Consider the following 23,461-nt stretch of genomic DNA (forward strand, 5'->3'; position numbering starts at 1 on the left):
GCCGCCAGCGTTCAATCTGAGCCATGATCAAACTCTTCAATTTAAAGTTTGATGCTCAATAACTGTCTCTGACATATTCAAATGAATCTTCAGTGTCACTTATCAAGACTTGATTCTTTTAAGTCCGTAGACTTTTCATTCTTCGTCTCGCAAGTGCCCACACAGATTGTCTGTTTCTTCTTTTTAAAGAGCTGACAGCTTCAATATCTAATCAACTTTTTGTCAATTTAGTTTGCTGTCTCAAGGGCTGCGTATACTACGCTACACCTTTTAATTCGTCAAGATCTTTTTTTCAATTTTTCGATCTTATTTTTTAACTCACTCACTGTCTGCTTGTCGCTGACTGCGTGTCAGTGGATGCGCATTATAGGGGGTTTAAAAAATCATGCAAGTATTAATTTCATTTTCTTCTCCGTTTGATTTTTTTTTGATCGTTTTTTTTGTTCAGCACTTTTAATATAAATAAAATAAATATCATTTGCTATTGAAAAACAATTTATTAAGTTAATTTATATTCTAATACGCAGTCTATTGTATTTTCAGTATAAACTTCGAGCTTTGATTTATATTCTGAAAATATTATTCAATTAAAAAGCTATTTATTTTTCTAGATATAAAAGTCATACAGTTTCTTTTAATAAAAATTTACCTTGAAAGAGCTAAATTAAAATGAGAATGTCATTACTTACCGAATTCCGCCAATGAGATATTTTGTTTTATTTTTAAAAATAAATTTTATTATATTAGCAATAATGATACTTACAACTAAAGTAGATACTAAAAAGATCACCGCGCCCAAAGAAGCTAACCAACCATTGTCAGTTTTGATTATATTACTGAGCGGAGACATATACAGTAGTCTTTCAAGTTCTAATACAATAATTTCATGAATAAAATAGATAGGAAAGCTTACATTAGCCATATAAGAAAAGAATTTATATAGCTTTCCTTCATTTGTTCTATAATTGAGCCCATCTAAAAAATAAAGTGCTAATATAAATAAAATAATCTTTTGTAATGTATCGTAATAAAGACTTTCAACACCTAAATGGCTCACATAACGATAAGTAAATGAAACCAAAAAACATAGACAAAAAAAGAATATGACTAAGAACAAATTATCTTTTACTGACTTCATAATGGTTTCATAATTTTGTTTTATCATCATACCAATTAGATAAACTGGACCATAATGCAACAAATTTAAGATAGGTTGAGTAAAATCAGGTTTAGTAAACATTACAACCCAAAACATAGAAATAAGTCCTGCTACCATTAAACTTTTTTTTGACCAAAAATATAACAATGGAGCCATTAGATAAATAATAATGATCATCGGCATAAACCACAATGGTAGCAATTGTGTTCCAGTTAACATCATCTTAATTATTGTGCTAATAACGCTAGGTTCAGTCGATGAATACCACGGTAAATTAGATAAATACGGATAATGAAAAAAAATAAAACAAAAAATAGATACAGAAATATAAGGACATACTACTGTCTTAAATTTAGATAAATAATAAGTCTCAGTATCAAATTTATAAGTTAGATGTTGAAATAAGAAACCAGCAATTAATACAAAAAAAGTGGTAAAATTAAAGGCAAATAAATTTAAAAAAGAAAACAAATAGCTATTAGCAATTAAATGGGTATTTTTAAATACTCCTAAACAATGGCTAAAAACAATCATAATAATTGCAACACCACGTAATACGTGAATGGAGTTAATCTTTTGCGACTTTTTTGTTATCATTTTAGATATTATAAACAATGGAAGTGAATATGCATACAATACCACATATTCGTGTAACTAGAACCACCATTTACAAAAATAAAAATAGGGCATAATATAATTAATATATCAATTAATTACATCATTTAACTTAATCTAATTATCTAGCCAATTTATTAACCGCAAATGAACAAATTGGGATAATTTCACGTTCCTCTTGCTGTAATTTTTTTACCACTATGTCTAATAAACTATCAGCAATACCTTGACCACGATATACTGGATCGATGTAAATATGATTAATAGTAGCTTTATCTTTCCCTACTCTTGTAAAAGTCATTTCAGCTATTTCTTTATTATTAGCATCACAAGCATAAAAACGATCATTATCTTCTAAGAAATATAACGACATAGAAATTACCTATATACCATTGTAATTCATTTATTATGAAGCACATTCATACTTGATAAATTCAAAACTTTTTTATAGTAGAATCTCCCAATATCAATTGACTTTAAAAGAAGATAATATAAATAGGTGACTGTTTTAAAATTTCATTTTCAACAGTTCACCAATAATCAAATAGCTAGATCTTTATCAAAACAGATCATGCTTACGTGACACAACTAATAATTAAAATAAACGTTTAGCTGTATTATAAAGATCCATATCAAATGGTCGTTTCATATTATTGATAGCATCTATAATATCATGATGAACTAATTTACCATTTTGCACACCAACACTTCTACCTGCATGACCTTGTAACAATAATTCAACAGCATAAGCTCCCATACGAGAACCTAAAATACGATCATAAGGAACAGGAGAACCGCCACGTTGAACATGTCCCAATACCGTTGCACGTGTTTCATGGTGAACTGCAGCTTCAATGTCTGCTGCAAGTTGATTTACATCACACATATGCTCTGTAACAGTCACAATTGCATGTTTTTTACCTTTTGCAAAGCCAAGTTTAATTTCTTCGATTAGATCTTCTTTAGTATAAGAAACCTCAGGAATAATCATAAATTCACAACCACCAGCAACAGCGGCATTTAAGGTTAAATCACCACAGTCTCTCCCCATAATTTCAATAACTGAAATTCGATTATGTGAAGAGCAAGTATCACGTAATCTATCGATTGCTTCAACTGCAGTACTAAGTGCAGTAAAATAACCAATTGTATAATCAGTACCACGAATATCATTATCGATAGTACCTGGTAAGCCGATACATGGAAAACCTTCTTCGGTTAAACGCATTGCCCCCATATATGAACCATCACCACCAATAACCACTAAAGCATCAATTTGATGTTTTTTTAAATTGGCAAGGGCTTTTTGCCTTACGGCTTTATCTTTAAACTCGGGAAATCTAGCCGAGCCAAGAAATGTACCACCACGGGTAATGATATCTGACACACTTGAACGCTCTAGTTGAATAATACGATCTTCACAAAGGCCCATATAACCATCATAAACACCAAAAACATCCAAACCTTCTGTTAATGCAGTTCTCACTACACCACGGATAGCTGCATTCATTCCTGGAGCATCGCCACCACTGGTTAAAATACCTATTTTTTTTATCATATAAACTAACTCCAAATTATTAACTTTTAGTTATTATAGAGGCTTAACAGATATCTAACAATAGACGATAAAGGCTATTTTTGATTAATTTTCCTACTTCATCATTTCGATCGGTACAACAGAAATTGGATCTTGATGAATAATTACTGTCGCAGGAGAGAATTCTTTAGAAATATGTTTTTCAATAGCATCAGCAATAGCGTGTGCCGTGACTAAAGTCATATCATCATCCAATTCAAGATGCAATTGAATAAATTTTAGAGTACCAGCTTGCCGGGTCTTTAGATCATGAAAGCCTCGTACTTCAGGATATGAAGCAACAATTTCAGCAATTCGTACATTATCACTATCAGGTAAAGCGCGATCAAGCAGATCCTGAATGGCTTTATAGGCAATATAATATGCACTATAACAAATATATAAAGCAATAAATAATGCAAAAGTCACATCAGCATAAGTAATGCCATACCAACTTAAACAAAGTGCAACGATAACGGCAATATTCATCAACATGTCGGAAAAATAATGCAACATATCAGCCTGTATAGCATTACTGTTAGTAATTTCTACTACATATCTTTGATATAAAACAAGAACACCTGTAATTACAGCAGAAACGGTAGAAACAGCTATTCCTAATAAAGGTGCCTGAAGTTCACTCGGATGAATAAAATATCGAATACTAGAAAGTAATAAAATTATCGCTGAGCCAATAATAAATGCGCTTTGTGATAATGCGGACAAGGACTCAGCTTTACCATGACCAAAGGTATGATCAGCATCAGCAGGTTTTAGTGCATAACGGACTAAAAAGAAATTAAAACCAGAAGCAAGTAGATCGATACTTGAATCCAATAATGACGCAAATAAACTTATTGAACCTGTAAACCAACAAGTAATAAATTTAATTAAAATCAGCACAATAGAGGTTAAAACAGCAATTAACGTCGCTCTTTTAACTAATTTTTCGTACAAATGTAAATTTGACATTTGGTACCTAATTATTGATAGGCTTCAATCCCCAAAGGAAGAACTAATTGCCGCGCAACCTCAGCAGCTTTAATTCTCCCCAACAACACATCGATAATTTTTAAAGCAAAATCAATCGAAGTTGCTGGACCTTGACTTGTAATAACTTTATTCGGCTCATCAAAATAAACTCTATCGTTTTTCCAATTTTTGAATGCTTCTTTAGTGGTTGGATAACCGGTCATATCAGCGTGTGGGAATAAATTATGATGTTGTAAAACCATAGCTGGCGAAGCACAGATTGCAGCAACAATACCACCACTCTGATGTGTTTGTTTTAATTTCTCGATCAATAATGGACAGTCTCGAAAATTTTCTGCGCCTTTTACACCACCAGGTAAAATGACAACGTCAAAATCAATGTATTGAATATCTAAAATCGTTTTTTTAGCTAAAATTGTTACTCCTCGGGAACATTCAATTTCACGAATATTCGAGATACTCGCGGTAGTCACTTTAATATCGGCTCGGGTTAATAAATCAATTGTCGTGACTGCTTCTGTTTCTTCACAACCATTTGATAAAAATACCAACGCTTGTTTTGTCATTGTTGTCCCTCTTTTGAATAAGTAACTGACTTATCATATTTAATAAAATGAGATTTATTTTACTCTTTCAATATTCGCGCCTAATTTTATTAGTTTTTCTTCAATATTATCATAACCACGATCAATATGGTAAATACGATCAATCGTAGTTAATCCTTCAGCAATGCAACCAGCTAAAACTAAACTTGCTGACGCCCTTAAATCCGTTGCCATGACTTGTGTTCCACTCAATTTTTCAACGCCATGCGTAATTAAGGTATTGCCTTCAATTTCAGCTCTAGCGCCCATACGAATTAACTCAGGCACATGCATAAATCGATTTTCAAAAATCGTTTCTTTAATGATTCCTGTACCTTCAGCAACCATATTCAATAATGAAAATTGTGCTTGCATATCGGTAGGAAAACCTGGATGGGGAGCGGTGTGAATATTGACCGCTTTCGCTCTTTTTCCCTGCATATCTAAACAAATCCAATCGTCACCAATTTCAATTTTAGCACCAGCCTCCTTCAATTTAGAAAGCACAGAATCAAGCAAGGTAGGATCCGTTTTACGACAAGTAATTTTACCTTGAGATATAGCTGCCGCAACTAAAAAAGTCCCTGTTTCAATGCGATCAGAAACGATCTCATGCGCGCCACCACCTAAACATTCGACCCCTTCAATTTCAATACGCATTGTACCAGCACCGGTAATTTTAGCGCCTAGCATATTCAGGAATTTAGCTGTATCAACAATTTCAGGTTCACAAGCTGCATTTTCGATTACGGTTTTACCTTTAGCTAAAGACGCTGCTGACATAATAGTAACGGTAGCGCCCACACTCACTTTATCCATGACAATATGAGCACCTTTAAGTCGTCCATTTACCGATGCTTTAACATAACCTTCATCAAGTGTAATTGTTGCCCCTAATTGTTCAAGACCCGTAATATGAAGATCAACAGGTCTTGCGCCGATAGCACAGCCACCAGGTAATGAAACTTGTCCTTGTCCAAAACGAGCAACAAGTGGACCTAAAGCCCAAATTGAAGCGCGCATCGTTTTAACTAGCTCATAAGGTGCACAATAATTATTAAGATGACCAGCATCAAGATGAATAATATCACTTCGTTCACATTTTACGCCTAGCTGGCTTAACAATTCCAGCGTTGTGTCGATATCTTTCAACTTGGGAACATTACGAAGCTCTACTGGTTTTTCAGCTAAAATCGCAGCAAATAAAATGGGTAGCGCAGCATTTTTTGCGCCAGAGATAACCACTTCACCATTTAGTGTGGTTGGACCTGTTACGTGAAACTTTTCCATTATTAACTCTTATACCTGATAAACTATCAAATATTATAAGAGTTATTTATTAATAGATAAATGAATTTCATGAAAAAAATAAAATATTGCCTTCCTTAAATGAAACAAAAGTAAATAGAATCAATCGTTATCAAAAATCTTGTCTTATTTTAGAATCGAGTAATAATTATGCTCTATTAATGATTGACTTAGACTATTTAGCACTTTATATTGGAATGGATTAGTTTTTTTTAAAATAATTTAAGTTATGTGATATAACACACAATATCCTTACATCATCAACATAATGATGTTCAATCAAGAGAAAAGATATGTTCAATTCACTCGCAAAAGCCGGAAAATATCTTGGTCAAGCAGCTAAACTAATGGTTGGTATTCCTGATTATGATAATTATGTTCAGCATATGAAGCTCACTCACCCAGAACAAATACCCATGACTTATGAAGAGTTCTTCAAAGAGCGTCAAGAGGCGAAGTATAATGGTAAAGGTGGATTTAAGTGTTGCTAGCAATTAAGAAACTATAAATGACAAACCTTATCTCATTTCCATTATTACCTGTAACGTTATTAACTGGATTTCTTGGCTCAGGTAAAACAACACTCATCAATTATTTACTAAAATATAACCATAATGAGAAAATAATTATTATCGAAAACGAATTTGGTCCAGTAAACATTGATAGCAATGTATTAAATGTTAGTCCTAAAATTCAAATTGTCGAAATGACTAATGGCTGTATTTGTTGTACCGTGCAAGGCGAACTTACTGAAGCATTACATAAATTACACGCAAAGCGTTTAACAGGTGAATTACAAGTTGACCGACTGATTATCGAAACAACCGGACTTGCCGATCCAGCACCAATCATTCAAACTTTTTTTATTGATGATTTAATTCGAGAAACAATTCAACTTGATGGCATTATTACTCTTGTCGATGCCAATCATATTTTAAAACATCTTAATGAACATCGGGTAGCTCTTTCACAAATTGGTTTTGCAGATCGCATTATTTTAACTAAAACCGATTGTATTAGTAATCAACAAAAAGCCGAAGTGATTAATCGAATTCATAAAATCAATCATAAAGGCATTATCTTTGAAGCGATAAAAGGGCAAATACTAAAATCACAATGGCTTGATATACATGCCTTTGATCTCAGTGATGAATTAACAATAAATAAAGGCTTTTTTGTTATCAACCCAACTAAAAAACTTGAAGCAAATTTTCAACCACTCCCAATCCAAAAACAAGTTACATCATGGGATGATAATATTTGTTCATATCTTTTTGAAGCCGGCGAGCTAGATCTGAAAAAAATTGGCACTTTTATGGAGAGTTTGGTCGAACAATATGGCAATGACATGTTACGCTACAAAGGTGTTTTAGCTATTAAAGGTAATGAGCAACGATTAATTGTTCAAGGTGTACATAAAGTCGTAGGATTTGACTATGGTTCTCCCTGGCAACATTTATCAGAAAGAATATCTCGATTAGTAATAATCAGTCGAACACTACCTTTTAATGATTTAAACAAAGCATTTTTGAAAACAATATCAGACTAAAAGCGAAAATAAATACATTGAAAAAGTAAATTTACATCCTGTTTTTATACTGAAACAAATACTTCACTGAAATTTTTAATAAGCTAATTAATGTAGAGATGCTTACATCTTTAATAGCCACACTTCATTTAATTTGCTAACATGCCTCCCCCCCTTTAAACGTTATAATACAAGCAGCACAATAACATGAATTACGATATAGCAATCATAGGTCTTGGACCGGCTGGCTGTCCGCTAGCTCGTTTACTTAGCCCTTCTTTCAAAGTCATTGCATTAGATACCAAACTTCAAACAGAAGATGAAGGATTTCATAAACCTTGTGGTGGACTATTAGTGGATGATGCGCAAAGGTCCTTTGTTCGGCAAAATTTAAACTTACCAGCTGATATTTTAACGGATCCTCAAATTTTTAGTGTAAAAACTTATGACTTACAAACCAAACTTATTCGCAATTATCAACGAAGTTATGTGAGTTTTGATCGGCACAAATTCGATCTGTGGCTAAAATCACTGATACCATCAAAAGTAACCATTCTTCATAATACGCTTTGTAAAGAAGTAAGACGTATCATTGATGGTTATCAAATCACCTATATTGATGAAAATAAAACTGAACATAATATCACAACGCAATATGTGGTCGGTGCTGACGGTGCCAATTCTCTTGTTAGGCGAATGCGATATCCTCAGCATACAATAAGACAATATGTGGCGATACAGCAATGGTTTACAGATCTGCACCCAAATCCATTTAATTCGTGTATATTCGATAATGAATCAACAAATTGCTATGCTTGGAGTATTTCGAAAGATGGTTATTTTATCTTTGGTGGCTCTTTTCCTAAAAAAATAGCAAATGAAAAATTTGAACAATTAAAAGAAAAATTAGCAACACAAGGATTTATTTTCGGTAAACCACTCAAAACGGAAAAATGTTTAGTGGTTTACCCAAATAGGTTTGGTGATTTTCACACAGGCAATGAAAATATCTTTCTAATTGGAGAAGCCGCTGGTTTTATTAGTGCAAGCTCTTTAGAAGGTATTAGTTATGCTTTGGATAGCGCTGAAATTTTAAGCAAAATTCTAAATAGTGGTAATCCAAACCCCAACAAATGTTATTATCAACGTACAATTCCATTACGTTTAAAACTTTATAGCAAAATTGTTAAAGCTAAACTATTAACAACTCCTTTATGGCGTAAATTGATAATGAAAAGTAAAGTTCAGTATATTGAACAATATTGGATAACATAAAATAAAAATAGTAATGAAATATATAGGAAAATATTAGTTATGTTTGATGTAAACGATTTAATTCATTTGAATCACGAATGGTCAGAAAAAATTGAGCAAGAAGATCCGGAATTTTTTAAACAGCTTGCTGTTGCACAAAATCCAAAATTTTTATGGATCGGTTGTTCAGATAGCCGTGTTTCAGCAGAAAAACTTATTCAGTTAAAACCAGGTGAGCTATTTGTTCATAGAAACGTAGGCAATCTTGTTATTCATACCGATCTCAACTGTTTATCTGTAGTCCAATATGCTGTAGATGTACTTAAAATTGAAGATATCATTGTTTGTGGGCATTTAGGTTGTGGTGGAATTCGTGATGCAGTTGAAAATCCTGATTTAGGGTTAATTAATAACTGGCTACTGCATATTCGTGATCTGTGGTTTCGAAACAGCTCACTACTGGGCCAATTTCCACCCGATATCCGCTTAGATGTGTTATGTGAACTCAATGTAATTGAACAAGTTTACAACCTTGGTCACTCCACAATAATCCAATCAGCTTGGCAACGAGGTCAAAAAGTCAATTTACATGGTTGGGTTTACGGTATTGATAACGGTAAAATAACCGATTTACATATCACATCATCCAGCAGTGAAAATCTTGAAATTAATTATCGTGAGGCAATTTCTTATCTTTTAAATTTACATAAGTCACAAAAATAACCCAATTTTTTATTTAAAACGATAAATAACTTGATTGCTGCTTCCTCGCCACAATAAGCGTGGATCAGCAAGTTCTTGTATAAATTTTCCATCAATTAGCACATCAATGTAAGGAATAACGGCTTGTTGTTCGACGGTTAACTCATTAAGTTTATACCCCGTCCAAAGCCAGATATCTTTACTATCACACTCGGATTTAACACGTTGAACCAGTCTTAATATCGTTGACACATTTTGTGGATGCAAAGGATCACCGCCAGATAACGATAATCCTTGCCGTTTTATCTCAGTGTCTTGTAAATCTTTGATAATTTGATCTTCAAGCGATTGCGTAAATGGCAAACCAGAATTTACTCCCCATGTACTTTTGTTAAAGCAGCCAGGGCACTGATGTACACAACCTGCAACAAAAAGCACACAGCGAGTTCCCTCTCCATTAACAACATCGACAGGATAATAACGATGATAATTCATAAATATTGTATTTATTAACCAATTTGGCCATTATTCAAATGTTTGACGCGACGTTTTACCTCTTCTTGTTTACCTGCATTAAATGGACGAGCATCAGGACTACCTAAATATCCACAAACACGGCGAGTAACAGACACTTTTGAAGAATCATGATTACCACAGCTTGGACATACAAAACCTTTACTAGTGCATGAAAATTCACCTGTATAGCCACATTCATAACATTCATCAATTGGCGTGTTAGTTCCATAATAAGGCACTCGAGTATAACTGTAATCCCAAACGTCCTCTAATGCCTTGATATTATTAATCATATTTGGATACTCACCATAGCAGATAAATCCCCCATTTGCGACAGAAGGATAAAGTTTTTCAAATTCGATTTTTTCATACGGATTAACTTTCTTTTCAACATCAAGATGAAAACTATTTGTATAATAACCTTTATCTGTGACGCCAGGAATCGCTCCAAATTCAGCAGTATCAAGTCGGCAGAATCGATCACATAAGTTTTCACTTGGTGTGCTATACAAACTAAAACCATAACCAGTTTCTTCCTTCCATTGATCTACCGCCTTACGTAATCGCTCAACAATTTCTATCCCTTTTTCGCGTAATTTATCACTATCAAAAGGGTGAGTTTGGGATCCGTAAAGTGCATTTAAGGTTTCATGGATTCCAATATAACCTAAAGAGATTGAAGCACGACCATTTTTGAAAATTTCAGAAACACTATCGTCTTCGTTAAGTCTCACACCACAAGCGCCTTCCATGTATAAAATAGGAGCTACACGTGCTTTTACGCTATCAAGTCGAGCAATACGCGTCATTAACGCTTTTTTACATAGCGCTAAACGATTATCTAAAATTTCCCAAAAACGCATTTCATCGCCTTTAGCTTCAATCGCTATACGCGGCAAGTTTAGACTAATTACACCTAAATTATTACGACCATCATGAATTAATTGCCCCTCTTCTTCATAAACACCTAAAAAGCTTCGGCAGCCCATTGGTGTTTTAAATGAGCCAGTCACCTCAATAACTTTATCATAATTTAGAATATCTGGGTACATACGTTTACTAGCGCACTCTAAAGCAAGTTGTTTAATATCATAATTTGCATCGCCTGGTTTATGATTAATACCCTCTTTAATTGCAAAAACCAATTTCGGGAAAACAGCCGTTTTATGATTTTTACCTAGCCCTTTAATCCGAACTTTTAAAATAGACTCTTGAATTAAACGTGATTCCCAACTAGTTCCCAAGCCAAAGCCAAAAGTAACGAACGGGGTTTGACCATTAGCGGTGTGTAAGGTATTAACTTCATATTCTAGAGATTGAAATGCATCATAACACTCTTTTTGGGTACGACTTTCAGCATAAGCCACTGGACTTGGAATATTCCATTCCTCAGCCACTTGTTTATGTTTGTTATAACTAATGGTCACAAATTTTGATAAAACTTCATCGATGCGATTAATAGTCGTCCCACCATAAATATGGCTAGCGACTTGAGCAATAATTTGTGCAGTTACTGCTGTCGCTGTTGCAATTGATTTTGGTGGCTCAATTTCCGCATTACCCATTTTAAATCCATTAGTTAGCATATCATCCAAATCAATTAACATACAGTTAAACATCGGGAAGAATGGTGCATAATCTAAATCATGATAATGAATTTCACCACAATCGTGGGCGTGTGCAATGTCTTTTGGTAATAAATATTGTTTAGCATAATGCCTTGCCACAATACCAGCGAGTAAATCACGTTGAGTAGGAATAACCTTACTATCTTTATTAGCATTTTCATTTAAAATAGCAACGTTACTTTGCTCAATTAGTCCACGAATATCTTGATTTAGAAGGCTACGTTCTTCACGAGCGCGATCACGATCGTGGCGATACTCAATATAAGTTCTTGCTAATTTTTTATAAGGGCCTGACATCAACTGATTTTCAACTGCATTTTGAATTTCGTTAATATCAACTCTTTCTCGCTCACTCATTTGATTGGTAACAATACGAGCAACCGCTGCACAATAATCTGGATCATGTACATTGGCCGCCACCGCAGCTTTGACAATGGCATCTTTGATTCGAGTCTCATTAAATGCAGTTTGACAACCATCACGTTTAATTACAACAGGCATACATCTCCTCAATATTCATTAATAATTAGCAATTGGCATAGGTTTTATATCACTAAAAATATTCCTGTAATTATTACGCTTGTATGATATAAAACTGAGTTTTCACATCGCTTAAATAAATACTATATATAGTATTTATTTTAAAATTATACACCATATATAGTGTTTTTCTAGGTTTTTTAATAAATAAAATAACTTGACAAGTTTAAAGTCAATAATGACAAGCATTTATGAAATACTAAGATATAAGACGGGAAAAAAAGAAATAAATCCACTAGAAAAACAAATATACAAAAGTGCAAGTAAGCCTTGCACTTTTGTATACCAAAATAAGATTATTAATCAAACAAATTATGATTCAATATTTAGCCAATCCGTATGGAACACACCTTCTTTATCAATACGTTGATAAGTATGAGCACCAAAATAATCTCGTTGTGCTTGAATCAAATTAGCGGGTAATACCGCCGAACGATAGCTATCATAATAAGTAATAGCCGCCGAAAGTGTTGGAACAGCAATACCTTGTTGTACGGCTAAAGACACCACATCACGCAATGATTGTTGATAAGCTTCTGCCGTTTTATTGAAATAAGGGGCTAGCAACAAATTATCAATCTCGTTATTTTCAGCATAAGCGTCCGTAATTTTTTGTAAAAATTGCGCACGAATAATACAACCTGCCCTAAAAATTTTAGCTATTTCACCATAATTCAAATTCCATTGATATTTATGGGATGCGGCTTTCAACTGAGCAAAACCTTGTGCATAAGAAATAATTTTCCCCATATATAGCGCCTTACGAACTTTCTCTATCAGTTCTTTCTTATCGCCACTATAAGACTGTTTTTCAGGACCTTTTAATAATTTTGCGGCCACGACTCGCTGATCTTTAATAGCTGATAAATAACGAGCAAATACAGACTCAGTGATTAATGATAAAGGCTCACCTAAATCTAACGCACTCTGGCTGGTCCATTTACCTGTACCTTTATTGCCTGCAGCATCTAAAATCACATCAACTAAATAATTACCTTCTTCGTCTTTATGTTTGAAAATATCGGCGGTAATTTCGATCAAATAACTGTCTAATTCACCTTTATTCCAATCGGTAAACACGTCAGCAAGTTCATCATTAGTTAAATCACCAGCATGTTTTAATATAGAATAGCTTTCAGCTATGAGTTGCATATCGCCATACTCAATACCATTGTGAGCCATTTTCACATAATGGCCTGCCCCATTTGGGCCGATATAAGTCACACAAGGTTCACCACTAGCCTTAGCGGCAATTTGCTCTAATATAGGTGCAACTAATTCATAAGCCTCTTTTTGTCCACCCGGCATAATTGATGGCCCCTTAAGTGCACCCTCTTCACCACCAGAAACACCCGCACCAATAAAGTTAAACCCTTCAGCTGATAACATTTTATTACGACGAATTGTGTCTTCAAAATAAGCATTACCTCCATCGATAATAATATCGCCTTTATCTAAAAGTGGGCGTAGTTCATCAATTACAGCATCAGTACCTTTACCTGCTTGAACCATAATTAGGATACGACGTGGTTTTTCTAAAGAATTGACGAAATCTTCAATGGTAAAATAAGGAACCAATTTTTTATCAGAATGTTCAGTCATGACTTGCTCTGTTTTATCTTTAGAACGATTATAAATAGCAACAGAAAATCCACGACTTTCAATATTGAGCGCAAGATTTCGCCCCATAACTGCCATTCCAATAACACCGATTTGTTGTTTTGACATGAGTTGGCTCCTTTATTAAACCTTTATAACCTTAACCATAAGGTTTTTTAACAACATCTAAAACTTAATTAAGTTTTATAAATTACGCTATATTTTGCCATAAAAAAAGCCGTATCAGAATATAATACGGCTCTTTTTCATTACTTTAATGATATTTACTAACAACTGAGTAAATCATGAACGCTTCATCATTTCGAAAAACTCATCGTTGGTCTTAGTCATGGCAAGTTTGTCAATCAAAAATTCCATCGCATCAGTTTCGCCCATTGGGTTAAGAATTTTGCGTAAAATCCACATTTTTTGTAGTTCATCTGGTGAAGTCATTAAATCTTCTTTACGGGTACCAGAACGGTTAAAGTCTATGGCTGGGAACACACGACGTTCAGCAATTTTACGAGATAAATGGACTTCCATATTCCCCGTACCTTTGAACTCTTCGTAGATAACCTCGTCCATTTTAGACCCCGTATCAATCAGTGCAGTTGCAATAATTGTCAAACTACCGCCTTCTTCTACATTACGGGCAGCTCCAAAAAAGCGTTTTGGACGATGTAACGCATTAGCATCGACACCACCAGTTAATACTTTACCGGATGATGGAACAACCGTATTGTATGCACGAGCCAAGCGGGTGATTGAGTCTAATAAAATAATCACATCTTTTTTATGTTCAACCAAACGTTTTGCACGCTCAATAACCATTTCAGCGACTTGAACGTGCCTTGCTGCTGGTTCATCAAATGTCGACGCAACAACTTCGCCTTTAACTAAACGCTGCATTTCAGTCACTTCTTCAGGGCGTTCATCAATCATCAATACCACTAATTCACATTCAGGATGATTGACTGCTAGACTTTGAGCAATATTTTGCAAAAGCATTGTTTTACCTGCTTTTGGCGGCGCAACAATCAAACCACGTTGACCTTTACCTATTGGCGATGCCAAATCGAGTACCCTTGCTGTGATATCTTCGGTTGAACCATTACCTCTTTCCATTCGTAAACGGGAATTTGGATGAAGTGGCGTTAAGTTTTCGAATAGAATTTTATTGCGGGCATCTTCTGGCTTATCGTGATTAACTTCGTTAACTTTTAATAAAGCAAAATAACGCTCACCTTCTTTTGGTGGGCGGATTTTACCCGCAATGGTATCACCAGTCCTTAAATTAAATCGTCGAATCTGACTTGGTGACACATAGATATCATCAGGCCCAGCTAAATAAGAGCTATCGGCTGAACGCAAAAAGCCAAATCCATCTTGCAAAATTTCCAGTACGCCATCACCAAAGATATCTTCACCACTTTTTGCATGTTGCTTTAAAATTGCAAAAATAATGTCTTGTTTTCTAAGGCGAGCAAGATTTTCAAGCCCCATTTTTTTTTCACCAAGCGCGACAAGCTCGGAAACAGAAGTGTCTTTTAATTCAGTTAAATTCATAATTTTAAAAATTCTTGAGGATAAAGTTGATATGTTTGCAATTTAATATTATTTTTGTATATTCGTTCCATTTACTTATAAAAAATTTCTCTCTACTTACAACACATAAATTCAATCGATTACTTAGCTTTTGATGATAATTGAAGATATGAATATAGATTTTCACCACTTTACCAATAAAAACAATGAATTGTAGAAAGGAATATTGTAAGAGGTTAGCAATTTACACTAAAAACATTAATATGTCTATATTTAATTGAATTAGTTATTAATAGATCACTAAATCTAACAAAAAAAGAGTAAATTATTACTCTTTTAGTTTAGCTATTCTTATTAGATATATGATATTTGTTATAATTGAGGTTCTATGAAATTTTTAAGTTGAACTTTAGATAAAGCCCCAACTTGAGACGCAACAACTTGCCCATTTTTAAAAATCAATAAAGTAGGTATACCTCGAATGCCAAATTTAGGCGCTATATTAGGATTTTCTTCAACATTTAATTTAGCGATAACGATCTTATCGCCATATTCTTCAACTATTTCTTCCAAAATTGGAGCAACCATTTTACAAGGCCCACACCATGGAGCCCAAAAATCAACGAGTACTGGTTTTGCTGATTCATTGACTGTTTTATCGAAGGTTACTTCCGATAACTGAACGATATTATTACTCATTTTTATCTCCAACACTTTTTAACTAAATCCATAATAGATTACTTTAAATTTCACTACTAGTAATTAGTATAATAGGGCATAATTATTAGTGATGTCACTGTATTTAGTGTGTTATAATCTCACAATTCTGATAATTATATTTGCAACCATAATGATTCAATCATATTTTACCCAAACAACTTTTAGCCAATTCCCTCTTCATCCTTTAGTGTTAAAAGCGCTTAATAAAAAGGAGTTTGTTTATTGTACTCCTATCCAAGAAAAAACTTTACCACTAACCACTAAAGGAATTGATATTGCTGGACAAGGGCAAACAGGTACAGGCAAAACCATGGCATTTTTGGCATCAACATTTAATCACTTGTTGAATCATGAACCTTTACCCGATCATCAAACCAATCAACCAAGAGCTATCATTATTGCACCAACGCGAGAATTAGTTGTGCAAATTTATCATGATGCTGAACTATTATCTAAAGAAACAGGTTTACAATTAGGATTAGCTTTTGGTGGCGATGGCTATGATAAACAATTAAAAATGATCTCCACAGGAGTCGATATTTTAATTGCAACAACAGGGCGATTGATTGATTATGCGAAGCAAAATTACGTTAATTTAGACTCAATTCAAGTTGTTGTGTTAGACGAAGCGGATCGCATGTTTGATTTAGGGTTTATCCGCGATATACGTTGGATCTTTAAACATATGACTCCACCGCAAAAAAGGTTAACTATGTTGTTTTCTGCAACATTAACGCATAGCGTGCGTGAATTAGCCTTTGAACATATGAACAATCCCCAGTATGTCGAAGTTGAACCAGAGCAAAAAATTGGTCATCGAATCAAAGAAGAGCTATTTTTCCCTTCTAATAAAGATAAATTAGCACTTTTGCAAACTCTCATTGAGGAAGAATGGCCTGATCGCTGTATTGTGTTTGCCAATACCAAAGTGACTTGTGAAAAGATTTGGCGACATCTCTTTGTTGATGGTCATCGTGTTGGATTATTGACCGGCGATATTGCCCAGAAAAAACGTTTATCAATTTTAGAACAATTTACCCAAGGTCATCTTGATATTTTAGTCGCCACCGATGTCGCAGCTAGAGGATTGCACATACCAAATGTTACTCACGTATTCAACTATGATCTACCAGACGATTGTGATGATTATCGTCATCGAATTGGGCGAACAGGGCGAGCTGGAGCAAAAGGTTATTCGATTTCACTAGCCTGTGAACGTTATTCACAAAACTTACCTGCTATTGAAAAAGCAATTGATCATGCTATTCCAGTTAGCCAGTATGACCCTTCTGCATTATTGGTTGATTTACCAATCCCAAAACCTTTTAGACGGCCACCACGTAGAAAAAATTCAAACTAACTAAATAAAAAGGCAGATAAAAATAACATCAATCATAAAAAACTAGTTAAAGTAATTATGCTTTACTATACACTAATTTTAGATAGCTTTTTATGATTGTATTGTTAATATGCCTTATTAATACTGCGATCCAAATCTATTCTTTATATGAATCATGATCCATCTGCTTTAAGAAACTTTGATATTCAAGCTCAATTTCTTTTTTAGTTTCCTGCGATAAGGTAGCAACATGAAATCGATGTAATGAACTATATAAGATAAATAATATATTAATTGAAATAGCCTCTTTTTTCTGTTTTATTTTAAAATACGCATTTAAATACCCTACTTTTTGAAGTGTTTCGACATCTTTGATCCCGACGCTACATAATAATCTTTCTAATGACAAAGTCATATTTGGCAGCTCTTTTATTCGTTTTGCTTTAATTTCATTTTTTTCATCTTGCTCTTTTATAGTGTATTTGATCACCATGTTTATCATAGCTAGCAATTTTTCATGATCATTAAAAAGCTCATCATCAACTTTATAATAATCAAGTAATTTATTTGACATACCTGTTGTTATACTTAACGGCTGCATACCTAAATTAATAAACAATGAGCGATAATCAGGATGTCCCCTTAAATAAAAATCTTTCTGACTAATCCAACCAAACATTATATCCTTACTATTAACGCTAAATCCTCCAAAAAATGTTTTAATTGAAATATCTTTAACATCAGAAAGCTCTGTTAAAATTCGATTTGCAAATATTGAGCACATAATTAATTTCCATCTAAACTTTATTAAGTAACTAAAGTAACTTATCGATTAATCTAAATTATAGTGATTCTATATTCAAACTATTTCCAAATAAATTCATAATTATGCGATCTGCATTCCATATATAAACATTAAGTATATTATTACTTGATAAATTATAATTTTGTGAGATTAAATTAATTTTTGTAAAAGACACCATCAAGAAAAACAAATCTTAATAATGTTTAAAAAGAAAAATAGCTTTAACATTGTTATTCTGTCGTAATAATTATACAATCATGGCCAACTAATTTAATGGTACTTCATTTTTGTCAAATTCAATCAACATGATAAAAAACATTATTGCTTTACTTTTTATGTTTTACTCTTTTGTCGCGTCTGCCGATAAGTTACCATTAATTGATTCGTTAACACTTTGCACATCTGACTTTTTTAGAAACATTTATAACAATAAAGATGAATTAGAGAAATATACTCACATTAAGCTTTTTAACCAAAACCAAGCTTATATTCCTGTCGAAAATCGTTCTGATATAGCCAAAAACTATGTTTATTTCAAAACTCCCATGACTTATAAAAACTTAACAATCACAGGCTATTACGATAATGCAATGGATCTTGGAAAAATAGGAAAATATTATTTCTGGGGATTTATTATCGATAATGATATAAATCAAATTAAAGAGGCATTGAATTTTATAGATTGGAAAAATATGGAGGATAACCTTCTCTATATTGGGAATCCAATGATTCGCAATATAGATGATAACATTCAAGTCTGGCATAAAAATACTGGCACTGTTGTTGGTGTAAAAACGATCCCAGCACCGGATACAACCGAAAAACTACTATTACTTGAAACAGGTTCAAATATGAACCTTCTTATTTGTTCGATTCAAGGTTTTGTGACTGCTGAATTACTCAGACAAGAGCGGCCTGACATTCAATAAGTTAAACTAAATGGCAGATTCATCCATTTCGCCAGTACGGATACGAATAACTTGCTCAACATTATAAACAAAAATTTTTCCATCTCCGATTTTACCTGTTTGTGCTGTTTTCATAATAGTTTCAATACACATTTCTAAAATATCATCGGGAACAATAAGTTCAATTTTTACTTTCGGCAAAAAATCAACCATATATTCCGCACCTCGATAAAGCTCGGTATGGCCTTTTTGCCGCCCAAAACCTTTAACCTCAGTAACTGTCATACCGGTAATACCTTGATCAGCAAGCGCTTCTCGAATATCATCTAATTTGAATGGTTTAATAATTGCTTCAATTTTTTTCATATCTATTTTCCCTTAATTCGAGATTACCAATTTTTAAAACCAAAAGCAGAAGTGATTGGATAACGACGACCTTTACCAAAGTTACGAGTGGTGATTTTAGGACCAACTGCTGATTGACGTCGTTTGTACTCATTCATATCCACCAATTTAATAACACGTCTTACTGTCGCCTCATCATAACCTTGTGCAATAAGTTGTTCAATGGAAAGATCGTGTTCAACATAACCTTTCAAAACTCCATCTAAAATATCGTAAGGCGGTAAGCTATCTTCATCTTTCTGATCAGGTGCTAACTCCGCTGAAGGTGGTCGTGTTATTACTCTCTCAGGAATAACATACGAACGCGTATTTCGATATTTTGACAATGCAAACACCATAGTTTTAGGTACATCTTTCAATACATCAAAACCACCAGCCATATCACCATAAAGGGTTGCATAACCTACCGACATTTCACTTTTATTACCCGTTGTTAGTACCAGACTACGATGTTTATTTGATAGTGCCATTAAAATAACACCACGGCAGCGGGCTTGCAGGTTTTCTTCTGTTGTATCTTTTTGTGTGTCTAAAAACATTGGGCTTAAAGATGACATAAACGCATCAAACATCGGTTCAATTGAAACAATATCAAATTCAACCCCTAATATTTCAGCTTCTTCTTTGGCATCTGCAATACTAATATCGGCGGTATAACGAAATGGCATCATTACCGCTTGCACTTTATCTTTACCTAAAGCATCAACCGCAATAGCAAGGGTTAAAGCAGAATCAATACCGCCAGAAAGCCCTAATACGGCGCCTTGGAAGCCATTTTTAGTCACATAATCGCGAGTTGCAAGTACCAATGCATCATAAACTGAAGCTAGTGGATTATTTTCACTCTTATCAATTATCGCGGGATGATTTATACCCAATTCAAAAGCGACAACTTGTTCTTCAAATGAATTTAGCTGACAAACAATTCTACCGTCTTCATTACAAACAAAAGATCCACCGTCAAAGACTAACTCATCTTGCCCCCCAACTTGGTTGACATAAACAATGGCTAAACCGGTGCGTTTTGCATGCTGTTTAACTAAATTATATCGTTGTTGCTGTTTTTCATAATCATATGGCGAAGCATTAATTGCCACCACAAAATCAACTTGAGCTTGTTTAATATCATCGATTGGCTGATTTTGCCAAAGATCTTCACAAATTAACAAACCAATCTTTTGACCTTTAAAATTGACTGCGCAAGTTTGATTGTCAGCAGAAAAATAACGCTTTTCATCAAATACATCATAATTAGGTAGCCATTGTTTATGATAGCGAGCTAACAATTTTCCATCACAGAAAAAGGAAAGTGCGTTATAAATATTTTGATCTTGCCAATGCGGATGACCAACAACGACTGCACACTGTATACTTGCTTGTTGAATTAATGACAATGCGTTTTGACAACGTTCTTTAAAATCCACACGGAAAATTAAATCTTCGGGTGGATACCCACACAAAGCAAGTTCTGAAAAAATAATGAGATCATCGGATGAGTGGCTATTTATCAATTCAATAATCTGTTGAGCGTTCCCTTCAATATCGCCCACACGCCAATTTTTTTGTGCTAAAACAATAGATAAAGACATATAAAATTTAATATCACAAATCGAAATTATCATTAAGTTTAAATGATTCTAAGTTGCACTGCCACTTTTTTATCGCTAACATGCAATAATAAATTGGCTTTGACTTGTCTGGAAATTATTATGCAAAAAATATTAAATGTGGCATTAGCTAAACGCAGTTACCCAATCACTATTGGTGAAAATCTACTAAGCAAATTTCAACATTTTAAACTCCAAGCTGGTCAACGCGTGCTCATTGCTACGAATGAAACTATCGCGCCCCTTTATTTACAAACATTAATTGATATGCTTGAAAAGCATGGTATAAGGACCGAGTCAGTCGTTGTTCCTGATGGTGAGCAGTATAAAACGATGGAAACATGGAATATGATACTCACAGCCTTGCTTGCCCATAATCATACCCGAAGCTCAATACTGATTGCATTAGGTGGAGGCGTAATTGGTGATGTTGCTGGATTTGCCGCTTCAGCTTATCAACGTGGCATTAAGTTTATTCAAGTACCCACCACACTACTGTCCCAAGTTGACTCATCTGTAGGTGGCAAAACCGCGATTAATCATCCACTGGGTAAAAATATGATTGGCGCATTTTATCAACCGCAATCAGTTGTCATTGATCTCCATTGTTTAAAAACATTACCGCAACGAGAACTTTCGGCAGGACTTGCTGAAGTGATAAAATACGGTATTATTTTAGACTCCGAATTTTTTAATTGGCTAGAACAGCATATAGAAGATTTATTAAATTTAGATGTTAACGCATTAAGTTACTGTATTTACCATTGCTGCGAACTAAAAGCAAAAGTGGTGGCTGCTGATGAGACTGAACAAGACATGCGCGCTATTTTAAATCTTGGTCATACTTATGGCCATGCGATAGAAGCAGAATTAGGCTATGGAAACTGGCTACATGGCGAAGCCGTCAGTGTCGGTATGCTAATGGCTGCACAAACCGCAAAATTACTTGGCAAATTAACCCAAGCAGATATTGAACGGATTAAAAACTTATTAATTCGCGCTAAGCTACCAGTTAACAGACCAACAACAATGCCGATTGAATCTTACCTACCACACATGTTACGAGACAAAAAAGTACTATCAGGACAATTACGGCTAGTTGTACCCACTAAAATTGGGCATGCTGAAGTGATGGATGGCATTGATAAAGACGTGGTATTTCAATCTATAAAACTGACTTAATCAATGATTGATAAAACTAGTTGCATCGTTGACAGTAAGTTAAGAAGCTACGTTAATGAATATACATCACAAAACTAACGCCGTATCACAAACAAGCGATATGGCGCTTATATCATAAAGAAAAATAACCGTCACTGATTTGTCTAAACATATTATGATCAATCGTTCGACCATTTATAACGTGCTAAAAAAGCCCTATTGAGGTTATTCGTCCCTTTAACCCGTAAGAACTAACGTTATGAAACCATCATTTATGACATTAAACATCTGGTTAAAGTTCAAAAGTCCATTGAAAATAAATTAAGATACCAAGCTAAACGTGATAAAAAACCTATTTGGGTGACATTTGACCTCTTTTATTTAGAACATTTCATTTATAACACCGAAAGACCCCATGAGGCATTCAATAATATGCCATTTATTAAATATAAAACACTAAAAACAGACAGCGTAATTTTCTACATGAATTGTGTCGGTCAAAAATTTAATAAGCCTGCCTGCCCACAAACAAATGGCAAGACCGAAAACCTGATACGGAAATTTATGAAGAAGTAGCATAATCAACAATAGTTAGCAATTCAAAAGATAGAAAATAAAAGGTTAAGCGATTTATTACCTTTTATAATACGTTTAAACCATATAATGCGATTTCAAGTAAAACGCTTTATGCACTGTTAGCGAATTATTTTAATCATGAAGTGTAAACAACCCGGTATTTTCCTGCAACCTATCGAAATGTAAACATTTGATTACACAATTTTATATTTAGCTTGCTTAGATACCCGTTTTGCAAGTACCTTTTTATCAAATTACAAAATATAAAAATGAATCATTTAATAAACAGCTAAAATTTCATTTACTATTATGTAATTTTGTGTTTACATAATAAACGTTTATGTAATTAATATTTTACATATAAAGTTTAAATGATTTTAACAAGGAAAATAA

General features: G+C 33.9%; 21 protein-coding genes. 7 read left to right on the forward strand and 14 right to left on the reverse strand.

Features of this window, described 5'->3' with window-relative positions; translation table 11 throughout:
• Nucleotides 1–685 precede the first annotated feature (685 nt).
• The 6 genes from A9G23_RS02770 to murA all read right to left on the reverse strand — a co-directional run bounded on the left by A9G23_RS02770 (nt 686) and on the right by murA (nt 6,217).
• Nucleotides 686–1,756 carry an acyltransferase gene (locus A9G23_RS02770; protein ID WP_081296911.1) on the reverse strand — a complete coding sequence of 357 codons (1,071 nt, stop codon included), beginning with the start codon at nt 1,754–1,756 and terminating at the stop codon, nt 686–688.
• A gap of 139 nt (nt 1,757–1,895) precedes the next feature.
• Nucleotides 1,896–2,147, reverse strand: a complete 252-nt coding sequence (locus tag A9G23_RS02775; protein ID WP_065586169.1) for a GNAT family N-acetyltransferase — start codon at nt 2,145–2,147, stop codon at nt 1,896–1,898.
• A 222-nt stretch (nt 2,148–2,369) separates the two neighbouring features.
• Complete coding sequence (pfkA, locus tag A9G23_RS02780; protein WP_065586170.1) at nt 2,370–3,332, reverse strand: 6-phosphofructokinase; 963 nt, start codon at nt 3,330–3,332, stop codon at nt 2,370–2,372.
• 93 nt (nt 3,333–3,425) lie between these two features.
• Nucleotides 3,426–4,322, reverse strand: coding sequence for a cation diffusion facilitator family transporter (locus tag A9G23_RS02785; protein WP_065586171.1), 897 nt, complete (start codon nt 4,320–4,322; stop codon nt 3,426–3,428).
• 11 nt (nt 4,323–4,333) lie between these two features.
• Nucleotides 4,334–4,909 (reverse strand): DJ-1 family glyoxalase III, encoded by a 576-nt coding sequence (locus A9G23_RS02790; RefSeq protein WP_065586172.1) that lies wholly within the window; start codon nt 4,907–4,909, stop codon nt 4,334–4,336.
• Between the two features lie 54 nt (nt 4,910–4,963).
• Entirely contained in the window at nt 4,964–6,217 is a 1,254-nt protein-coding gene (gene murA / locus A9G23_RS02795) for a UDP-N-acetylglucosamine 1-carboxyvinyltransferase (RefSeq protein WP_065586173.1), read from the reverse strand.
• A 311-nt stretch (nt 6,218–6,528) separates the two neighbouring features.
• Here murA and A9G23_RS02800 point away from each other — a divergent pair, with 311 nt between their 5' ends.
• From A9G23_RS02800 to can, 4 genes are all read left to right on the forward strand, one after another.
• Entirely contained in the window at nt 6,529–6,726 is a 198-nt protein-coding gene (locus A9G23_RS02800; protein ID WP_065586174.1) for a YbdD/YjiX family protein, read from the forward strand.
• A gap of 17 nt (nt 6,727–6,743) precedes the next feature.
• Nucleotides 6,744–7,784, forward strand: a complete 1,041-nt coding sequence (locus A9G23_RS02805) for a CobW family GTP-binding protein (protein WP_065586175.1) — start codon at nt 6,744–6,746, stop codon at nt 7,782–7,784.
• Between the two features lie 186 nt (nt 7,785–7,970).
• The gene (locus tag A9G23_RS02810; protein ID WP_065586176.1) at nt 7,971–9,038 is read left to right on the forward strand and encodes an FAD-binding protein; all 1,068 of its coding nucleotides are present in this window, start codon (nt 7,971–7,973) and stop codon (nt 9,036–9,038) included.
• A 39-nt stretch (nt 9,039–9,077) separates the two neighbouring features.
• Nucleotides 9,078–9,740 (forward strand): carbonate dehydratase, encoded by a 663-nt coding sequence (gene can, locus A9G23_RS02815; protein WP_065586177.1) that lies wholly within the window; start codon nt 9,078–9,080, stop codon nt 9,738–9,740.
• 9 nt (nt 9,741–9,749) lie between these two features.
• Here can and nrdG read toward each other — a convergent pair whose 3' ends face one another.
• The 5 genes from nrdG to trxA form a co-directional block, all read right to left on the reverse strand.
• Nucleotides 9,750–10,214 carry an anaerobic ribonucleoside-triphosphate reductase-activating protein gene (gene nrdG, locus A9G23_RS02820; RefSeq protein WP_065586178.1) on the reverse strand — a complete coding sequence of 155 codons (465 nt, stop codon included), beginning with the start codon at nt 10,212–10,214 and terminating at the stop codon, nt 9,750–9,752.
• Nucleotides 10,215–10,228: 14 nt separating this feature from the next.
• Nucleotides 10,229–12,364, reverse strand: a complete 2,136-nt coding sequence (nrdD, locus tag A9G23_RS02825; protein WP_065586179.1) for an anaerobic ribonucleoside-triphosphate reductase — start codon at nt 12,362–12,364, stop codon at nt 10,229–10,231.
• A gap of 351 nt (nt 12,365–12,715) precedes the next feature.
• Nucleotides 12,716–14,131, reverse strand: coding sequence for an NADP-dependent phosphogluconate dehydrogenase (gene gndA, locus A9G23_RS02830; protein ID WP_065586180.1), 1,416 nt, complete (start codon nt 14,129–14,131; stop codon nt 12,716–12,718).
• Between the two features lie 174 nt (nt 14,132–14,305).
• Nucleotides 14,306–15,568 carry a transcription termination factor Rho gene (gene rho, locus A9G23_RS02835; RefSeq protein ID WP_065586181.1) on the reverse strand — a complete coding sequence of 421 codons (1,263 nt, stop codon included), beginning with the start codon at nt 15,566–15,568 and terminating at the stop codon, nt 14,306–14,308.
• 351 nt (nt 15,569–15,919) lie between these two features.
• Entirely contained in the window at nt 15,920–16,246 is a 327-nt protein-coding gene (gene trxA / locus A9G23_RS02840) for a thioredoxin TrxA (protein ID WP_065586182.1), read from the reverse strand.
• A gap of 151 nt (nt 16,247–16,397) precedes the next feature.
• Here trxA and rhlB point away from each other — a divergent pair, with 151 nt between their 5' ends.
• Nucleotides 16,398–17,627: an ATP-dependent RNA helicase RhlB gene (gene rhlB, locus A9G23_RS02845; RefSeq protein ID WP_065586183.1), complete on the forward strand. Its 1,230-nt coding sequence runs from the start codon at nt 16,398–16,400 to the stop codon at nt 17,625–17,627.
• A 136-nt stretch (nt 17,628–17,763) separates the two neighbouring features.
• Here rhlB and A9G23_RS02850 read toward each other — a convergent pair whose 3' ends face one another.
• Nucleotides 17,764–18,390: a TfoX/Sxy family protein gene (locus tag A9G23_RS02850; protein WP_065586184.1), complete on the reverse strand. Its 627-nt coding sequence runs from the start codon at nt 18,388–18,390 to the stop codon at nt 17,764–17,766.
• Between the two features lie 308 nt (nt 18,391–18,698).
• Here A9G23_RS02850 and A9G23_RS02855 point away from each other — a divergent pair, with 308 nt between their 5' ends.
• The gene (locus A9G23_RS02855) at nt 18,699–19,340 is read left to right on the forward strand and encodes a hypothetical protein (protein ID WP_141669979.1); all 642 of its coding nucleotides are present in this window, start codon (nt 18,699–18,701) and stop codon (nt 19,338–19,340) included.
• 6 nt (nt 19,341–19,346) lie between these two features.
• On the opposite strand, the gene glnB is transcribed toward A9G23_RS02855, so the two are convergent.
• Together glnB and A9G23_RS02865 are read right to left on the reverse strand one after the other, a co-directional pair.
• Nucleotides 19,347–19,685 carry a nitrogen regulatory protein P-II gene (gene glnB / locus A9G23_RS02860; RefSeq protein WP_065586186.1) on the reverse strand — a complete coding sequence of 113 codons (339 nt, stop codon included), beginning with the start codon at nt 19,683–19,685 and terminating at the stop codon, nt 19,347–19,349.
• 23 nt (nt 19,686–19,708) lie between these two features.
• The gene (locus A9G23_RS02865) at nt 19,709–21,346 is read right to left on the reverse strand and encodes an NAD+ synthase (protein WP_442899758.1); all 1,638 of its coding nucleotides are present in this window, start codon (nt 21,344–21,346) and stop codon (nt 19,709–19,711) included.
• An 87-nt stretch (nt 21,347–21,433) separates the two neighbouring features.
• Here A9G23_RS02865 and aroB point away from each other — a divergent pair, with 87 nt between their 5' ends.
• Complete coding sequence (aroB, locus tag A9G23_RS02870; protein WP_065586187.1) at nt 21,434–22,513, forward strand: 3-dehydroquinate synthase; 1,080 nt, start codon at nt 21,434–21,436, stop codon at nt 22,511–22,513.
• Nucleotides 22,514–23,461 lie beyond the last annotated feature (948 nt).

This window comes from Gilliamella sp. App4-10 (genome assembly GCF_001690495.1).
Classification (GTDB): domain Bacteria; phylum Pseudomonadota; class Gammaproteobacteria; order Enterobacterales; family Orbaceae; genus Gilliamella; species Gilliamella apicola_G.

Coding starts and splice junctions, on each gene's coding strand:
- A9G23_RS02770 (WP_081296911.1), bottom strand. CDS start 1,756: ATGATAACAAAAAAGTCGCAAAAGATTAACTCCATTCACGTATTACGT.
- A9G23_RS02775 (WP_065586169.1), bottom strand. CDS start 2,147: ATGTCGTTATATTTCTTAGAAGATAATGATCGTTTTTATGCTTGTGAT.
- pfkA (WP_065586170.1), bottom strand. CDS start 3,332: ATGATAAAAAAAATAGGTATTTTAACCAGTGGTGGCGATGCTCCAGGA.
- A9G23_RS02785 (WP_065586171.1), bottom strand. CDS start 4,322: ATGTCAAATTTACATTTGTACGAAAAATTAGTTAAAAGAGCGACGTTA.
- A9G23_RS02790 (WP_065586172.1), bottom strand. CDS start 4,909: ATGACAAAACAAGCGTTGGTATTTTTATCAAATGGTTGTGAAGAAACA.
- murA (WP_065586173.1), bottom strand. CDS start 6,217: ATGGAAAAGTTTCACGTAACAGGTCCAACCACACTAAATGGTGAAGTG.
- A9G23_RS02800 (WP_065586174.1), top strand. CDS start 6,529: ATGTTCAATTCACTCGCAAAAGCCGGAAAATATCTTGGTCAAGCAGCT.
- A9G23_RS02805 (WP_065586175.1), top strand. CDS start 6,744: ATGACAAACCTTATCTCATTTCCATTATTACCTGTAACGTTATTAACT.
- A9G23_RS02810 (WP_065586176.1), top strand. CDS start 7,971: ATGAATTACGATATAGCAATCATAGGTCTTGGACCGGCTGGCTGTCCG.
- can (WP_065586177.1), top strand. CDS start 9,078: ATGTTTGATGTAAACGATTTAATTCATTTGAATCACGAATGGTCAGAA.
- nrdG (WP_065586178.1), bottom strand. CDS start 10,214: ATGAATTATCATCGTTATTATCCTGTCGATGTTGTTAATGGAGAGGGA.
- nrdD (WP_065586179.1), bottom strand. CDS start 12,364: ATGCCTGTTGTAATTAAACGTGATGGTTGTCAAACTGCATTTAATGAG.
- gndA (WP_065586180.1), bottom strand. CDS start 14,131: ATGTCAAAACAACAAATCGGTGTTATTGGAATGGCAGTTATGGGGCGA.
- rho (WP_065586181.1), bottom strand. CDS start 15,568: ATGAATTTAACTGAATTAAAAGACACTTCTGTTTCCGAGCTTGTCGCG.
- trxA (WP_065586182.1), bottom strand. CDS start 16,246: ATGAGTAATAATATCGTTCAGTTATCGGAAGTAACCTTCGATAAAACA.
- rhlB (WP_065586183.1), top strand. CDS start 16,398: ATGATTCAATCATATTTTACCCAAACAACTTTTAGCCAATTCCCTCTT.
- A9G23_RS02850 (WP_065586184.1), bottom strand. CDS start 18,390: ATGTGCTCAATATTTGCAAATCGAATTTTAACAGAGCTTTCTGATGTT.
- glnB (WP_065586186.1), bottom strand. CDS start 19,685: ATGAAAAAAATTGAAGCAATTATTAAACCATTCAAATTAGATGATATT.
- A9G23_RS02865 (WP_442899758.1), bottom strand. CDS start 21,346: ATGATAATTTCGATTTGTGATATTAAATTTTATATGTCTTTATCTATT.
- aroB (WP_065586187.1), top strand. CDS start 21,434: ATGCAAAAAATATTAAATGTGGCATTAGCTAAACGCAGTTACCCAATC.